The 16,170-nt window shown below is 31.4% G+C and carries 14 protein-coding genes; 5 read left to right on the forward strand and 9 right to left on the reverse strand.

Annotated elements, in window-relative coordinates:
* Positions 1-143: 143 nt before the first annotated feature.
* From GGR97_RS03225 to GGR97_RS03235, 3 genes are all read left to right on the forward strand, one after another.
* Positions 144-2,891 (forward strand): TonB-dependent receptor, encoded by a 2,748-nt coding sequence (locus tag GGR97_RS03225; protein WP_167896982.1) that lies wholly within the window; start codon positions 144-146, stop codon positions 2,889-2,891.
* Positions 2,892-2,957: 66 nt separating this feature from the next.
* Positions 2,958-3,992 carry a phytase gene (locus GGR97_RS03230; protein ID WP_167896983.1) on the forward strand — a complete coding sequence of 345 codons (1,035 nt, stop codon included), beginning with the start codon at positions 2,958-2,960 and terminating at the stop codon, positions 3,990-3,992.
* 320 nt (positions 3,993-4,312) lie between these two features.
* Positions 4,313-5,731: an RICIN domain-containing protein gene (locus GGR97_RS03235; RefSeq protein WP_167896984.1), complete on the forward strand. Its 1,419-nt coding sequence runs from the start codon at positions 4,313-4,315 to the stop codon at positions 5,729-5,731.
* Positions 5,732-5,779: 48 nt separating this feature from the next.
* Here the strand turns inward: GGR97_RS03235 and GGR97_RS03240 are convergent, their stop codons facing one another.
* The 9 genes from GGR97_RS03240 to GGR97_RS03280 form a co-directional block, all read right to left on the reverse strand.
* The gene (locus tag GGR97_RS03240) at positions 5,780-6,022 is read right to left on the reverse strand and encodes a hypothetical protein (RefSeq protein WP_167896985.1); all 243 of its coding nucleotides are present in this window, start codon (positions 6,020-6,022) and stop codon (positions 5,780-5,782) included.
* A gap of 59 nt (positions 6,023-6,081) precedes the next feature.
* Positions 6,082-7,473, reverse strand: coding sequence for a T9SS type A sorting domain-containing protein (locus tag GGR97_RS03245; RefSeq protein ID WP_167896986.1), 1,392 nt, complete (start codon positions 7,471-7,473; stop codon positions 6,082-6,084).
* Positions 7,474-7,624: 151 nt separating this feature from the next.
* The gene (locus tag GGR97_RS03250) at positions 7,625-8,857 is read right to left on the reverse strand and encodes a PAS domain-containing sensor histidine kinase (RefSeq protein WP_167896987.1); all 1,233 of its coding nucleotides are present in this window, start codon (positions 8,855-8,857) and stop codon (positions 7,625-7,627) included.
* Positions 8,858-9,097: 240 nt separating this feature from the next.
* Positions 9,098-10,495, reverse strand: coding sequence for a sulfatase (locus tag GGR97_RS03255; protein ID WP_167896988.1), 1,398 nt, complete (start codon positions 10,493-10,495; stop codon positions 9,098-9,100).
* Between the two features lie 168 nt (positions 10,496-10,663).
* Positions 10,664-11,452 carry a type 1 glutamine amidotransferase domain-containing protein gene (locus tag GGR97_RS03260; RefSeq protein WP_167896989.1) on the reverse strand — a complete coding sequence of 263 codons (789 nt, stop codon included), beginning with the start codon at positions 11,450-11,452 and terminating at the stop codon, positions 10,664-10,666.
* Positions 11,453-11,543: 91 nt separating this feature from the next.
* On the reverse strand, positions 11,544-12,128 hold the full coding sequence (locus GGR97_RS03265; protein ID WP_167896990.1) for a Crp/Fnr family transcriptional regulator: 585 nt from the start codon (positions 12,126-12,128) through the stop codon (positions 11,544-11,546).
* 78 nt (positions 12,129-12,206) lie between these two features.
* Entirely contained in the window at positions 12,207-12,533 is a 327-nt protein-coding gene (locus GGR97_RS03270) for a DMT family transporter (protein ID WP_167896991.1), read from the reverse strand.
* A 62-nt stretch (positions 12,534-12,595) separates the two neighbouring features.
* On the reverse strand, positions 12,596-13,198 hold the full coding sequence (locus GGR97_RS03275; RefSeq protein WP_167896992.1) for a YkgJ family cysteine cluster protein: 603 nt from the start codon (positions 13,196-13,198) through the stop codon (positions 12,596-12,598).
* A gap of 99 nt (positions 13,199-13,297) precedes the next feature.
* Positions 13,298-13,609: a winged helix-turn-helix transcriptional regulator gene (locus tag GGR97_RS03280; protein ID WP_167896993.1), complete on the reverse strand. Its 312-nt coding sequence runs from the start codon at positions 13,607-13,609 to the stop codon at positions 13,298-13,300.
* Between the two features lie 120 nt (positions 13,610-13,729).
* Between GGR97_RS03280 and GGR97_RS03285 the strand changes: the two genes are divergently transcribed.
* Together GGR97_RS03285 and GGR97_RS03290 are read left to right on the forward strand one after the other, a co-directional pair.
* Positions 13,730-14,242: a VOC family protein gene (locus GGR97_RS03285; protein WP_167896994.1), complete on the forward strand. Its 513-nt coding sequence runs from the start codon at positions 13,730-13,732 to the stop codon at positions 14,240-14,242.
* Between the two features lie 114 nt (positions 14,243-14,356).
* Complete coding sequence (locus GGR97_RS03290) at positions 14,357-16,129, forward strand: ABC transporter ATP-binding protein (RefSeq protein WP_167896995.1); 1,773 nt, start codon at positions 14,357-14,359, stop codon at positions 16,127-16,129.
* Positions 16,130-16,170: the final 41 nt, after the last annotated feature.

Raw genomic sequence — 16,170 nt, forward strand, 5'->3', positions numbered from 1 at the left:
TTGTTCGTTGAAAATTTATATTAACAAAACGTTTTGTAGTTAACCTTTTTGTAACCTTCTCTTTTTAGTTTGATTACTTTCTGTTAACTAAGAGCTGTTAAGTGCTGTCTAGTTTTGTGCCTCAAACAAAACAAAACTTAAAAATGAAAAAAATTAACTTATTACTAATTGCACTCCTAGTAGCTATTGCAGGATTTGCACAGAGTAAAGGAAACATTGTGGGGCACGTGGTAGATGCTAACAATTTACCCATTCCTGGAGTTGTGATTAAAATTGAATCGTTAAACAGAACAGCAATTACAGATTTTGATGGAAATTATGTGTTTGTGGGGGTGAACAATGGAACGTACAAATTGTCTTCAAACTGTTTAGGATGTGAAAAAACAATTAAAACGATTGTGATTGATGGAAAATCTATAGATGTTGATTTTCTATTAAATCCTGCATTAAATGAGTTGGATGAAGTTGTGATTAAAGGGAGTAATTCAAGAGGACAAGCAAAGGCCTTAAACAAGCAAAAAACAAACTTTAACGTAACCAATATTGTAGCAGCAGATCAAGTAGGAAAATTTCCAGATGCAAACATAGGAGATGCAGTAAAGCGTATTCCTGGTATTACTGTTCAAAATGATCAAGGTGAGGCTAGAAACATTATTATTAGAGGTTTGGCTCCACAATTAAATTCTGTAACCTTAAACGGAGAAAGAATTCCGTCTGCAGAAGGAGATAATAGAAATGTACAGTTAGATTTAATTCCATCGGACATGGTACAAGCAGTAGAAGTAAACAAAGTAATTACTCCAGACATGGAAGGAGATGCTATTGGTGGTTCTGTAAACTTGGTAACACGTGCGGCTAAAAAAGATAGAATTACTTTAACAGCAGGGTATGGTCATAACCCGGTTAGAAATACTCCAGTTTATAACTTTGCAGGAATTTTATCTACTCGTTTTTTAGATGATAAATTAGGAGCTTTGGTAAGTACATCTATCCAAAGAAATGAATTTGGATCTGACAATGTAGAATTTGAATGGAATACAGAAGGAACAAAACCTGTATTAGTAGAGCACGACATTAGAAGATATGATGTTACAAGACAAAGACAAAGTGTTGCGTTAAATTTAGACTACAAGTTTAACGATAACAATAAAGTGTTTTTTAATACGGTTTTAAACAATAGAAAAGACTGGGAAAACAGATACAAATTAAGCTATAAAGATATAGAGGAAGTTGCTCCAGGAGTTTACGAAACTGAAATTAGAAGAGAAACCAAAGGTGGTTTAAATAATGATTCTCGTTTAGAAGAGCAAGAAATTCAGAAGTACGCATTAAACGGAGAGCACTTATTGTTTAATGAAATAAAAGTAGATTGGAAAGCTAACTATTCTAAAGCATCTGAAACAAGACCTAATGAAAGATATATTACCTACAGAAATAAAGGTGTAGAAGTAACTCAAGATTTATCAGATGTAAGATTTCCATTAATTCGTGCAAATGGAACCGATGATAATGACCCTACAGCTTTTGAATTGAAAGAAATATCAGAAGAAAATCAATATACAGAAGAGGAAAATTTAGGATTTAAAATAGATGTTGAAATTCCTGTAATTAAAGGTGGAGAGTTTGAAAATACTATTAAAGTAGGATATAGATTCAAAGACAAAGAAAAGCTTAGAACAAACAATTATACAGAATACGAACCAACTGCTGGTTTAGAAAATTTAAGTGATGTTTCTTATGGAGACAAAACGTTAAATGATTTTTTAGCAGGAGATAAGTACAACTCAGGAAATTTTGTAAATAGAGAATTCTTAACATCTTTAAACTTAACAAATACAGCATTGTTTGATAGTGAAGCTATTTTAGAAGAGTTTGTTCCTGTAAACTACAATGCTAATGAAAAAGTGAGTGCAGCCTACGGAATGCTTACTCAAAAAGTAGGAGAACATTTTTCTGTATTAGCTGGTTTGCGTGTAGAAAAAACAGACATAGATTATACAGGATATAGAATTGATACAGAAACAGCATCATCTGTGGCCGATGCTACAAAAATTAGAGCAAATAAAACGTATGCAAATTGGTTGCCTAACTTACAGTTAAAATATACATTTGGAAACAATAATATTTTACGTTTGGCTTATTCTAATGCCATTGCTCGTCCTAATTACTACGATTTGGTTCCTTATCAAAACTTAAATTCTGATGATTTTGAATTTGCAGAAGGAAACTCAAACCTAAAAGCAACAGAAGCTACCAATTTAGATCTTATGTTTGAGCATTATTTATCATCAGTAGGAATTTTATCATTGGGTGGTTTTTACAAAAACTTAGATAATTTTATTTTTACTTATAGAGAAGATGGCTATGTAGATGCAGGATATCCTGGAGAAACTTTTGAATACTCTCAACCAAGAAACGGAAGTCAAGCTATTGTATATGGAGTAGAGGCTTCTATACAATCTAAATTAGATTTTATGGAAACTGATTTTCTTAAAAATATTAATGTGTACTTAAACTATACTTATACAGCATCTGAGGCTGATGGAGTAGAAGGGAGAGGTACTGTAGATTTGGCAGGAGCTGTTAAAAATATGTTTAACACTTCTGTTGCTTATGAAAACGAAAAGTTAACGGTAAGAACTTCTTTAAACTATGCAGGTGATTATATTGATGAGTACGGAGGAGAAGCTTCAGAAGATAGTTATTATGACAATCAATTGTTTTTAGATGTAAACGGATCTTATGAAATTACTAAAGGATTAAGAATTTTTGCAGAGGCTAAAAACTTAACCAATCAAGAGTTAAGATATTACCAAGGATCTAAAGATTTAACAAAACAAGCTGAATTCTACGGAGTTAATTGGAACATAGGAGTAAAGTACAATTTTTAAGGAAAATAGAAAATGAAACTAAAAGCCTATAGTTTTAAATTATAGGCTTTTACTATATTTATAAATATGAAAAAAGTTATTTTAATACTTATTTGTTTAGGAGTTGTATCCTGCAATAAAAGACAAACAAATAAAGAACTTGTATTTACAGTAAATGCTGTCAGAGAAACAACTCCTGTAGTTACTGCAGATGATGCTGCAGATGATGCTTGTATTTGGATTCATCCTGAAAACACAGATGCTTCTCTAATTATTGGAACTAATAAAAAAGAAGGATTGTGTGTCTATAATTTAAATGGAGACTTGTTACACAGCTATCCTGTAGGAAAAGTAAATAATGTAGATATTAGAGCTAATTTTAGTTATCAAGGAAATAACATTTCTGTAGTTACAGCTTCTAACAGAACTAACAATACAATAAGCATTCACAAAGTAAATACAGATACTACTTTAGAGAATATTGCTTTAGAGCCATTAACTTCTAAGTTACAAGAAGTATATGGTTTGTGTATGTACCAAAATAAAAATAATACGTATGTTTTTGTTTCTGGAAAAAACGGAGATGTAGAAAAATGGAAGTTAATAGCTAAAGAAAATGGAGTTGTAGGGGAGTTAATAACAACCATTAGTTTAGGAACACAAGTAGAAGGAATGGTTGCCGATGATGAATTACAAGCTATTTATATTGCAGAAGAAGATGTGGCTTTATGGAAATACGATTCTGAAAATTTTGAGCAAGACAAACGTGTTTTAATTGCCAAAACAACCGATGTGAATATGAGAGATGATTTTGAAGGTGTTACTCTTTACAAACAAGAAAATAATACAGGTTATGTAATTTTATCCTCTCAAGGAAATAATTCTTATGCTGTTTTTGATAGAGTCACAAATAAGTACCTTAAAAGTTTTAAAATAGAAGATGGAGCTACTATTGATGGAACGTATGATACCGATGGAATTGATGTAACTTCTGTAAGTTTTACAGGTTTTTCTAAAGGTTTTTTTATAGCACAAGATGGAGATAACTCTAAAGGAAACATAAAAAGCAATCAGAATTTTAAATTGGTTGATTTTAATGATATTTTAAAAGGATTAGAATAACCTTTTGATAAGATCAAACAAAAACCGCTCAAGTAATTGAGCGGTTTTTTTAGTTATCAACTATTGTGATTTTTTTACTTTAATGATTTTGTGTAAAGTACTTGCAATACAACAGTACTGAGACATTGTTTCATTTTTAGAATCTCATCTATTAGATTTTTTATTACCTATTTGTCTCTTAATCTCTTTATGGGGGTATAAATGTTGAAAATTAAGGAATTGAGATGTGGGGATATTTAATTATCTGTATTTCTGTATTCTGAAATTAACAGATAAAAGTTTGTTGATATTATAATTTATAACATTAAAATTAAAAAATCATGTTAAAAATAAATCGATTATTGAGTGTTTTTAAAGTATTAAGCTTGTTGTTTTTTACAATTTCTTGTTCAACAGAAAATGAATTAAAAATAAGTAATTCAGATATTGATGCTTCTTTTCAAATTACCAAAAACTTTGAAAATGCAACTTATTATTCTCCATCTTCAACATCAGGACACCATTATGTTGGTAATTTAGAATATGTGTTAGGAGATGTTAAACAAGCACAAATTACAAATGCATTAACAACAAACAGTCATGTAAACAATATGTTAGATGGTTTTGAAGAGATGGGAGTTAACGGTATACGTATTGCTATTTTTGCTGATGGAGTAAATCCTAATGAAACTATGTATAATTATTTTTATACTGAAGCAAAAGCAAGAGGTTTTAAGATTTTTGCCAATCCGGCACAAGGTCATGGAGGAGCTAGAATTGCTTTAGGAATGTTAAATGGTACAGTTACAAGTGTGAAAACTACAGCACATACAAATGCACTTATTGACCGTATAAAGGCTTTTGCACAAGAGTATCCATGTGACTGGATAAGCCCTTTTAATGAAGATGATAAAACTGGTGATACTTGGTATACAGGTCAAATGAATAATATTTATGCAGGTTTGCATGGTCAAGTAAATGGAGCAGATTTGGTAGGTCCTTGTACTTGGGGTGTGCCAGCAGGAGTAGATGTTCTTCAAAAAACAACTATTAAAAATTACATAGCTGTAGCTACCACTCATAATTTAGGTTTTAATCATGACTCATGGAGTGATTTTATTACAGAAGCTGGGGCGTTACCAGTTTGGGATTCCGAAACCAACAACAATGTAAAGTTTACAGGAGTGGCAACAAGAATAGATGCGGCTATAGATGCAGGAGTCAATGGACTGGTTTTATACAATAGTTGGAATACAATTAATAAAACTACAGGGGTTTTGTCAGCATCTGGACAAACAGTAAAAGATAAATTCACTCAGTATTATTTTATTCAGAATAGAGAAAGTGGAAAAAGAATTAAACCTTATGATAATGTAAATGATAATTCATCAATAATTCAAGTGCCAACAACTTGGATAGGAAATTTTACACAATGGGAGTTAAGACCTACTAGCAGTGGATATGTTAGGTTTAGAAACAAAGGTTCAAAAATGTATTTAGAACCAGAAACAAATAATAATTATGCAGATATTATTTCTAACTTATCATTTTCTACTACTACATTGGGTACAGAATGGATATTAAGTAATGCTTCTGACGGATATTCTTTTGTGGTAAATAGAGAATCAGGAAAGAAATTAAAATCTAAAAATGACAACGATATTGAAACACATACAAATCCTGCAGATTGTAATATAAATCAAGCACCCGCAAGTTGGACAGGAACTAGAACTCAATGGGAATTAATTCCTGCAAATTAAAATAAATACCAAACAAAAACCGCTCAAGTAATTGAGCGGTTTTTTTAGTTATCCAAAAATTCTATTGATGAGTTTGTTACTTGCGTTTTTAATTTTCCATTCTCCACTGTATCGGTTAATGTAAAGTACTGCGTTTTCTTTGTTTATTTTATCTATAATATTAGAATCTCGGTTTCTTAGAAATCGTAATACTTTATTTACAATGGCTTTAGATCTGTCAAACTTATCTAAATCTGGGTTGGGTAATTCTAGACTACCGTCAAAAATTACAATATTTTTAATAGTATCCATGTTTATTATATTTTTGATTCTTAGTTAATTTACAAAAAAATCAAAAGCAATTCAAGTCCCTATTCTTTAATTAATTTAATTGAAATTGGGTTCTCTCCATTTTCTAATAATAAAATATACAATCCAGGTTTTAAAGTAGATACATTAATAGTCGTTCCATCTGCAGTACCTTGTAAAACAATTGTACTGTTATAGTCAGCTATTTGGAATTTAAAATTTTGATAAGGGTAGTTTACCACTTCTGTATAATTAACCACCGGGTTTGGGGCTAAGCTAGGTAAATCTTTAAGTGCTACATAGTTGTTTTCCACTTCAAAACAAGCCTGATCTATAAAATATTGTAAATCATCTCTATCGTGTTTTTTTTCGTAACCAGATTCTTTGGCTTTGGTTAATAAATCACAAGCTTTTTCGTAATTTTCTAAATCATAATAAACTTCTCCTAAATATCTCATAGCAAAAGAATTGTCTGAATTGATATCCAAAGCTTCGTTTAAATTTTGAATTCCTAGTTCAGAATCTCCTAATTTGTGTTGTAAGTAACCTTTCATAGTTATTAAATCACGCTCAGCAGTTCCTATGCTTAGTTTGTTGATGCTTTTTTCGTTTAAATAAGCTGTGTTAATATGTGTTAGAGCCAATTCGTAATTTTCTAAATCCGCATGTGCAATTCCTAATGCCCAATTGGCAAAAGGGTGTTTGGGAGCTTTTTGTATAACCTTGTTTAAGTAGTGAATTCCTAATTTATAAGATTTCATCATGATTAAATAACTTCCTAAATTATAAACAAGTCTACCTTCTGTTGGATTGGTTTTTAAGGCTAAATATTTAAAATGTATGGCTCTATCTTCATCTTCGTATCTAGCATATTGACTTGCTATAACATCGTAAACAGAAGCCATTTTTTTAGCTGTAATATACTTTGCTGTTTTAGGGTTTTCTTTATATTTTTCAAATCTATTTTTAATGATAAAGAAATCTCTTTCAGCTAAAACCGAGTTTCCTAAAAAAGACCTGGCATAGGCTCTAGAAATCATAGCACTAAAATAAAATTTATCTTTTAGTCTTAGATTGCTTTTTTCAATGATTTGGTAACGCTTTAGTCTTTGTTCTTTATTTTTGCTGTTGTAAACTTTTTCATGATCTATACGTTCTTTTAATTTTCCGTGTTCAAATTTCCAACTAGTTAATTGTTTTCCTTTTTTGTCTTGTTGCGTACATAAGCCGTGAAATTTCCCTTTTTCATCATAATAAAAAGATTCATTTAATTCGCCTGTTTTGTAATAGGTTTTAAGACTGTCAATTTTATCTTCTATGTTGTACCATTTGTTTTTAGCAATAATGCCATCATCATAGGTTAAGGTAACTGTTTTTCCAATTCCAGATGTTTGTGCATACACAATTGTATTACATACACATAGTAGTAAGTAGTTTAGGTATTTCTTTTTCATGTTTACTAAAGTAATAAAATCATCTTTAATACTTTTTAGAAAAATTAAGAAGAGTTTTTGTGGGGAAATTTAGATGTACTAAGCGCTTTTTTAGAGAGGGGAAAGTTTAAAAAAGAGAAGTATGAAGATATGAATATTAGGAACAAAAGGTTTAGTAATTACGGATCGGTAAAGTAATTGTAAATGTACTTCCATTTCCGCTTTCGCTTGTAACTTGTATTTTTCCGTTTAATTTTTCTACAAATTCTTTGCAAATAATAAGGCCTAAGCCCGTGCCTCTTTCGTTTTGAGTTCCGCAAGTAGATATGGACTCACTAATTTTAAATAATTTGTTTAAATTTTCATTCTTTATTCCAACACCATTGTCGGTTACTGTTATAATGTGTTCGTTTTGGTTTTTAGAAGCAGATATTACAATTTTTCCATTTTTGTAGGTGTATTTAATTGCATTGGAAACTAGGTTTCTAATAATGGTTTCTATAATAGTTTTATCTGTGTAAATAGGAGTTTTAGTAGCTATATTAACTGTAATGGAAATAGACTTTTGTTGTGCTGCATATTTGGCTAAAGCAACGGTATTGTTTATTAGTTCTTTAAGATCTAAAACTTCTAAATTAAGTGTTAGTTTGTTGGTTTGAGATTTTGCCCATTCAAATAGATTAGAGAGTAGTTCTAAGGTTTTTAAGGAAGCTTCTTGAATAATTTGAGCATAATTTTCTATATCTGAATAGTCTTTGTTTTTAAGGTCTTCTGCTATAAGATTGCTAAAGCCAAGAATGCTATTAAAAGGAGATTTTAAATCGTGGGCAATAAGGGTAAAGAACTTGTCTTTTGTGTTGTTAAGCTGGGTTAAGTAGGCTTTGTTTTTTTGTAAAGATTCTTCTAAAAGTTTATATTCTGTAATGTCATGAAAAATAACAATGGCCGCAATAATTTTTTTATCATCATCATATATAGGAGCAGACGATGCAGCAATCCATTTTTGAGTACCATCTTCTAGTTCTACAATTAATTGTTCATTTTTTACAATTTCTCCATGTAGTAAAGATCTTGCAATAGGCATTTCTTTTCCTGTGTATTGTTTGCCATCCGGATAATACTCTGTCCAACTATTTACATATTCTTCTACAGTAATACCAGTTAGTCTTTGATTGGTATTTCCTCTAAAACTCCAAACAGCATCATTAATATACGAAACACGACCATCTGGGGCTTCACAAATAATCATGGCTGCAGGAGAGTTGTTTAAAACAGACATTAAAAACTTTTCTGATTTTTTTAAAAGTTTAGAGTTGTTAACTTCTCTTTCTAAATATTTAAGACGTTGTTTTAGTTGATTATTTTCAGCTAACAATCTTTCTAGTGTCATTCTTTCATCACTCATAATAATTGGCTTTAAAATCAAGTAAATAAAAAAGAGTTTTTTAGCATGCTATTTATTACAGATGTAGATACTGTTTAGGGTGTATTAGCAACGCATGTATACAAGATACTAAAATTATTAATATAGAACATGACTTTTTTAGCGGTCTAACCTAGGAGTGCTGTAGGGATGATCGTAAAATTGCAACAAAAAAACCCTCTAGAATTTCTAGAGGGTTTTAAATATAAAATAAGGATTCCTTTAGATTGCTTTTACATATTCAGGATTTAATGCTGTAGGAATTGGAGCGTTGGTGCTGATCCACCATTTTTTTAGAAGTTTTTTCATTTCCTCTGTTTTTTTAGGTTCTTTTAGAGCAAGATTGTTTCTTTCTCCAATATCGGTAGATAAGTTGTATAGTTCTACTTCGTTATTTTCAAAATAGTAATGTAGTTTCCAATTGCCAAGTCTTATTACAGATCCTGGACGAGTTCTAAATAAGGCATCTCTGTTCTCATTATCGCGTACTCTATATGCTTGCAAGTAAATAGGGAAATGCCAAAATAAAGGACGATCTAACGTTGTTGAGGTTTCTTCTAAAATAGAAGATAAGTTGTCTCCATCTGTTTGTACTGTTTTATTATGAATACCTGCATATTTTAAAATGGTAGGAAATATATCTAAATGGGTGATAGGTACATCACTTTTAGTATTCGATTTAATTTTGTTCTGCATTACAAACACAAAAGGTTCACGAATTCCACCTTCGTAATAACTTCCTTTCCCAGCTCTTAAAGGATGTTGTTTGGTAATTCCATACAATCCACCATTGTCTGATGTAAATACGATTAATGTATTCTTGTAAACTCCTTTTTCTTTTAGTTTATCAATTAACAATCCAATATTTCTATCTAAATTTTCTACCATGCTAGCATATTTGGCATTGTTTTGACCATTCCATGCAGGTTTGTTGTTGTATTTATCTAATAGACTTTTTACGGGGTTTATGGGAGTGTGTACTGCATAAGGAGCATAGTATAAAAAAAAAGGTTTTTTTGTGTGGTCTACAAATTCCAATGTTTTTTCCATAATAGCATCTGTTAAATACTGACCTTGTTTTGCATTGATGTTTACATTTTTATAAGGAGGGTAATAACTTTTAGGATGTCCGTTGTGACTCCCTCCAATATTAAATTGAAAACCATATTCTAAAGGATTTTTACTAATATGCCATTTTCCTGCATGGCAGGTAATGTATCCGTTTTTACTTAGTAGTTTAGGTATAACATTAAACTTAGGATGTAAAACCGTTGTGTTTTTTGTAGGAATAATTTTTCTGTTTTTAGATTTTCCTCTTTCAGAAGAATCTACGGTATATATTCCATGACGAGTTGTCCATTTACCTGTCATTAAACAAGCTCTACTAGGTGCACAATTTGCAGATGCTGCATAACCGTTGGTAAAAATCATTCCAGATGCAGCTAATTGGTTGATGTTAGGAGTTTCATAATATTTACTTCCCATAAAACCAACATCCATCCAACCCATATCATCAACATTAATAATTAGAATATTGGGTTTGCTTTCTTTAGAACTAGTTGTTGCAAAAGAGCTAAAAAGGTTAAATACTAAGGCTAAAATTAGAAAGTAAAATTTCATAATGTTGTATTAGATTTTGTCTTATACAAATCAACACAAAAAATAAAGGAGAAGAGTAGAGGTATGTCTCGCATTAAGGATACGAATGTCAAATTTTGCTAATAAAAAAAGCCCTGTTAGAATTTCTAAAAGGGCTTTTTTATGTTTTAAATATAAGAAAGGATCTTCTTATTGTAATTTTTTAAATAACAATTCTGCTACCAATTCCGATGAAGAAGGGTTTTGACCTGTAATTAACAAACCATCTTCTAAAGCATAAGAACTCCAGTCTGCACCTTTAGAATACACTCCTCCGTTTTCTTTTAACATATCTTCTACTAAGAAAGGAACTACTTTTGTTAATTGTACAGCAGCTTCTTCTGTATTAGAAAAACCTGTTACTTTTTTTCCTTGTACCAAAGGGGTTCCATCTGCTTTTTTAGTGTGTCTAAAAATTGCTGGTGCATGACAAACAGCGGCTACAGGTTTGTTGTTTTTATAGAAAGACTCAATCATTGCAATAGAATTTTTATCTTCTGCTAAATCCCATAAAGGACCGTGTCCTCCTGGATAAAAAATAGCATCGTAATCCGATTCTTTTACCTCTTCTAGTTTTATTGTTTTTGCTAAAACCGCTTGTGTTTCTGCATCGTTATTAAATCTTACAGTTGCAGGAGTTTGAAAATCGGGTAAAGCACTTCTAGGATCAATAGGGGGTTGTCCTCCTTTTGGAGATGCCAAAGTAATTTGTACCCCTTTGTCTTTTAGCGAATAGTAAGGAGCAGCAAATTCTTCAATCCAAAAACCTGTTTTTTCTCCCGTATTCCCTAGTTCATCATGACTAGTTAATACAAATAATATTTTTTTTGCTTGTACTGTTTCCGTGCTTGTTGTTTTGTTTTCCTGTTTCTTTTCTGCTTTGTTGTTACAAGAAGCAAGTCCAAAAAGAACTGCAATGGCTACGACTAAATTTTTCATAATGTTATGATTTAAATGATAATTTCTTATTGATTTAGAATCACAAAATTAGGGGGATGTTACTGTCAAAAAATTGATGTAGGGTAATAAATTAGGTTTTAGCAATTCTTTTTCTAATTCTACTTAGACTTTCTGTAGTAATTCCTAAATAAGAGGCAATGTGATAGTTTTTTACATTTTGTTCTATATTAGGATAGGTCTGTATAAAGTCGTTATATCGTTCTTGTGCAGACATAGATAAGGTTCCTAAAATTCTTTTCTGAAAACTAGCAAAGGCTTTCTCCATTTTTTTTCTAAAAAAGGTTTCTATCTTAGGGAGTTCTAGAAACAATTGTTCCATATGCTCTTTAGATATTTTATATATAACAGCTTCCTGAATACACTCAATACTCATAATAGCTGTTGTATTGCTAAAAAAAGCAGTATAATCACTTATCCACCAATCTGAAATAGCAAATTGTAAAGTATGCTCTTTACCAGCACTGTCCATAGAGTAGGTTCTTAAACAGCCTTGTTGCACGTAATACTGATAGTAAACAACTTCATTTGCATGCAATAGAAGCTCTCCTTTTTGCAAAATAATTTTTTCAAACTTAGAAAGAATAAAAAGGCTTTCTTCTGTGGTAAATGTAATGCCTTTAAAAATTTCTGATACTATAGGATGGTCTACACTCATAAAATGTTAGAAGTTTTTAGTCTTTGTAAAATAACAATTTTATAGGAAAGTAGTTAGGATTCCTAAACAGACATCCCTTTAGTGAGAAACTATTTTTAAACCTACAATAGAACTAATTAAAGTACCTATAAAAAACAATCTCCAAAAAGTAGCAGGTTCTTTAAATACAAGAATCCCTAGTAGTACCGTTCCTACAGCCCCAATACCTGTCCAAACAGCATAAGCCGTTCCTATGGGTAGTTGTTGTGTAGCTTTTATCAATAGCAACATACTTACTACCAAAGCCACAAAGAATCCAATATACCAATAAGTGGCTTCGGTACCTGTGCTTTCTTTTGCTTTTCCTAAACAAGTAGCAAATACAACTTCAAAAAGACCTGCAATAATTAAAAGAATCCAGTGCATGTTATTACGTTAAAAAATGGGGTGTAAAATTACTAAATAAATACAAGGAGAGTTGTATGCTTTTAGCTACATTTTTTATCTAATACAGGAAAAGGTCTGTAGGCATAATATTGTAAAACTTCTTCCAAAGCTAGTTTTAAAGCTGTGTTTATAGGTACCATTTTGTTCCCTAAATAAAAGTCTATCTGATTTAGTTGCATGTAATACTCTGTAAAAACAGGAACATGTAATCCTTTAGCTATGGCTTCTGAAGTTGATTTGTAGGTTGCTGCTTGTCCTTCTTTAATAATTTTACAAGTAGCCAATCTTAAAACACCATATTTATCTGTGTTAGCAGCAAAACCAAAGAGTCTACAAATTAAACCTCGGTATTTATAGTCGCTACAACGTCCTTGATTTACAACAGATAAAGGTTTGTAGATAAAACAAGTTGGTTTGTTAGATTTGTTAAGTGTTTCTAAAGTGTCTTCTGCTTCTCCTTGTAAAAATAAGTGAAAAGCCCAAGGTAAAAACTCCAAAGGAGAAGCTTCAATAGTAGGGTGTGTACAACATTTTCCACATCCGGAAACACAACCTAATCCTGACTCTTTTGTAAACTGAGCGCTTTCTTGCTCTAATTGATAAAAAAGTTTTTCTACCAATGCTACCCTACGCTCTATCGACATTAATTTTTACCGAAGGTAGGGGTAAAGAACATAGGAAGTGGTCTTTTATTAAGAAAAGAAATTGGAGCTAATAAATGTAGCTTTTAAAGAATTGTATAATTATTTTTTACAATCCTCTGCACCCCATTTATCTAAACTTTCTAATATGTATTGTAAAGATTTTCCTCGGGTACTTAATGCATATTCAACCTTGGGAGGTACAACAGGATAAACGGTTCTAATCAGTAATCCATCTTTTTCTAGTTCTCTTACAGTTTGGGTAAACATTTTATTAGAAATACCTGGTACTTTCTTTTGTAAGATACCTGAACGCAATGGTTCTTCTAATAAATGAAACAGAACTATAGGTTTCCATTTGGTACCTATTAAATTCATGGTATAATCTAGCGGGCAAAAATTAATTTCGTTCATTTTATAATTGTATCTTATTGATAATCTATAAATTACTCTTTTTGGTAACTATGTCACTTTTAAGTAAGTTATTGCTATTCATGCAAATATAGATTTATTTTGCTACCTAAAATAGAACATATGAATGCAACTAAAAATTATCCAAAATCCTTTTCTCACATAGGAATTACCGTTCCCGATATTCAGAAAGCTGTAAAATTCTATGGAGAAGTCATGGGATGGTATATTATAATGGAACCATCAACCGTAAAAAAAGAAAAAGAAACTGCCATAGGACAAATGTGTATAGATGTTTTTGGTGATGATTGGGAAGAATTTGAAATAGCACATTTAGCCACATCAGACGGAATTGGGGTGGAATTATTTTCTTTTCCTAACGGAGTAAAAGAAGCTCCTGAATTTAATCCATTTCAAACGGGATTGTTTCATTTTTGCGTGCAAGATCCAAATATAGAAGAGTTAATCAATAAGATTTTAGCTTACGGAGGAAAACAAAGAATGCCAATTAGGGAATATTATCCCAATGACAAGCCTTTTAAAATGTGTTATGTAGAAGATCCTTTTGGAATTGTATTCGAAATATACACACATAGTTACGAGTTAACCTATTCTTCTGGGGCCTACTCTAAATAAATGTAAATTGAATATCGGTTTGGGTTCCTACTCAAATCGATATTTTTAATTAAACGAGAGATCTTTCACATTCCATAGATTTGAAATGTATCTTTGTTCACAAAATAACAATGTATGCAATCTTATCAAAAGACAGAATCTAGCAAAAAAACAAAAAAGTCTAAAATTACCATGGTCTCTGCTTTTAAGAGCATTATTTGGCCAAGAAGAAAATTGGTTTTTATAGGGTTAATTTTAATTGTATTTAGCCGTTTGGCTAGTTTGGTTTTGCCTTGGAAAACAAAAGTTTTGTTAGATGATGTAATTCCTAATAAAGATTTTGACGGATTGTACAACTTACTTTTTTTAGTAGCGGGAGCTATTTTAATACAAGCTGTAACTTCTTTTTTATTGACAAAAATATTGAGTGTACAAGCTCAGTTTTTAATATCAGAATTACGTGCTAAAGTGCAAAAGAAAGTATTGTCTTTGCCTATTAGCTTTTTTGACAATACCAAATCCGGAGCTTTGGTTTCTAGAATTATGACCGATGTAGAGGGAGTTCGTAATTTAATTGGTACCGGATTGGTACAGTTGGTAGGAGGTACCATTACGGCAGTTATTTCCTTAGTTTTATTAGTAAAGATAAGTTTGTCTATGACTCTTTTTGTGTTGTTGCCAGTAGGAATTTTTGGTTTTATTGCCTTAAAAGCCTTTGCTTACATACGACCTATTTTTAAAGTAAGAGGTAAAATAAATGCAGAAGTTACAGGTCGTTTAACAGAAACTTTGGCAGGAGTTAGAGTTATTAAAGCTTTTAATGCCGAAGAACAAGAAAATAAAGTATTTGAAAAAGGAGTTGATTTATTGTTTCAAAATGTGAAGAAGAGTTTAACAGCTACTTCTTTAATTACGAGTGCTTCTACCTTTTTATTAGGAATTGCTTCTACGGGTATTATGGGAATTGGTGGTTATAAAATTATGACAGGAGAATTAACAACGGGAGATTTTTTATCTTTTACCTTGTTGTTAGGTTTTATGATTGCCCCAATTGTACAAATGAGTAATATTGGAAGTCAGTTAACAGAAGCTTTGGCAGGATTAGATAGAACCGAAGAGTTAATGAACAAACAGGCTGAAGATGAAGATGTAAATAGAACCATTGCTTTGGAAACTTTAAAAGGAGATTTAGAGTTTAAAGATGTTTCTTTTGCATATGAAGAAAATAAAGAGGTAGTACATAATATTAGTTTTACTGCTCCTTCGGGTTCAGTGGTTGCCTTGGTAGGAAGTTCAGGATCTGGAAAATCTACCATTGCAGGTTTGTCTGCTACGTTTTTAAATCCAAAATCGGGAACGATTACCATAGACAATCAAGATTTGTCTAAAGTACAGTTAAGTAGTTTTAGAAAGCATTTAGGAGTTGTTTTACAAGATGAATTTTTGTTTGAAGGTACTATTAAAGAAAATATTTTATTTCCTAGACCCAATGCTACAGAGCAAGAGTTACAACAAGCAATAACAGCAGCCTATGTAACGGAGTTTACAGATAGGTTTGAAGATGGTTTGGATACATTAATAGGGGAAAGAGGTGTAAAACTATCAGGAGGACAAAGACAACGTATTGCCATTGCTAGAGCTATTTTAGCCGATCCTAAAATTATTATTTTAGATGAAGCTACCTCTAATTTAGATACGGAAAGCGAAGTGTTAATTCAGAAAAGTTTGGCTCAATTAACCAAAGATAGAACCACTATTGTGATTGCCCATCGTTTGAGTACCATTCGTAAAGCGGATCAAATTTTGGTAATTGAGGCTGGAAAAATAGCCGAACGTGGTACCCATGAAGAATTAATTGCTAGCCAAGGTCGCTATTATGATTTGTATACTTATCAAGGAAAGATTTAAGTTTTTGTAGCCAAATGATTTAATAAATATGATTGCTACGG

The sequence above is a fragment of the Wenyingzhuangia aestuarii genome (assembly GCF_011927765.1).
Lineage (GTDB): Bacteria > Bacteroidota > Bacteroidia > Flavobacteriales > Flavobacteriaceae > Wenyingzhuangia > Wenyingzhuangia aestuarii.

Bases quoted from the DNA above. Each gene is read 5' to 3' on its own strand.
- GGR97_RS03290 (WP_167896995.1), top strand. From the start codon at position 14,357: ATGCAATCTTATCAAAAGACAGAATCTAGCAAAAAAACAAAAAAGTCT.
- GGR97_RS03260 (WP_167896989.1), bottom strand. From the start codon at position 11,452: ATGAAAAATTTAGTCGTAGCCATTGCAGTTCTTTTTGGACTTGCTTCT.
- GGR97_RS03270 (WP_167896991.1), bottom strand. From the start codon at position 12,533: ATGCACTGGATTCTTTTAATTATTGCAGGTCTTTTTGAAGTTGTATTT.
- GGR97_RS03225 (WP_167896982.1), top strand. From the start codon at position 144: ATGAAAAAAATTAACTTATTACTAATTGCACTCCTAGTAGCTATTGCA.
- GGR97_RS03285 (WP_167896994.1), top strand. From the start codon at position 13,730: ATGAATGCAACTAAAAATTATCCAAAATCCTTTTCTCACATAGGAATT.
- GGR97_RS03265 (WP_167896990.1), bottom strand. From the start codon at position 12,128: ATGAGTGTAGACCATCCTATAGTATCAGAAATTTTTAAAGGCATTACA.
- GGR97_RS03240 (WP_167896985.1), bottom strand. From the start codon at position 6,022: ATGGATACTATTAAAAATATTGTAATTTTTGACGGTAGTCTAGAATTA.
- GGR97_RS03245 (WP_167896986.1), bottom strand. From the start codon at position 7,473: ATGAAAAAGAAATACCTAAACTACTTACTACTATGTGTATGTAATACA.
- GGR97_RS03275 (WP_167896992.1), bottom strand. From the start codon at position 13,198: ATGTCGATAGAGCGTAGGGTAGCATTGGTAGAAAAACTTTTTTATCAA.
- GGR97_RS03280 (WP_167896993.1), bottom strand. From the start codon at position 13,609: ATGAACGAAATTAATTTTTGCCCGCTAGATTATACCATGAATTTAATA.
- GGR97_RS03230 (WP_167896983.1), top strand. From the start codon at position 2,958: ATGAAAAAAGTTATTTTAATACTTATTTGTTTAGGAGTTGTATCCTGC.
- GGR97_RS03235 (WP_167896984.1), top strand. From the start codon at position 4,313: ATGTTAAAAATAAATCGATTATTGAGTGTTTTTAAAGTATTAAGCTTG.
- GGR97_RS03250 (WP_167896987.1), bottom strand. From the start codon at position 8,857: ATGAGTGATGAAAGAATGACACTAGAAAGATTGTTAGCTGAAAATAAT.
- GGR97_RS03255 (WP_167896988.1), bottom strand. From the start codon at position 10,495: ATGAAATTTTACTTTCTAATTTTAGCCTTAGTATTTAACCTTTTTAGC.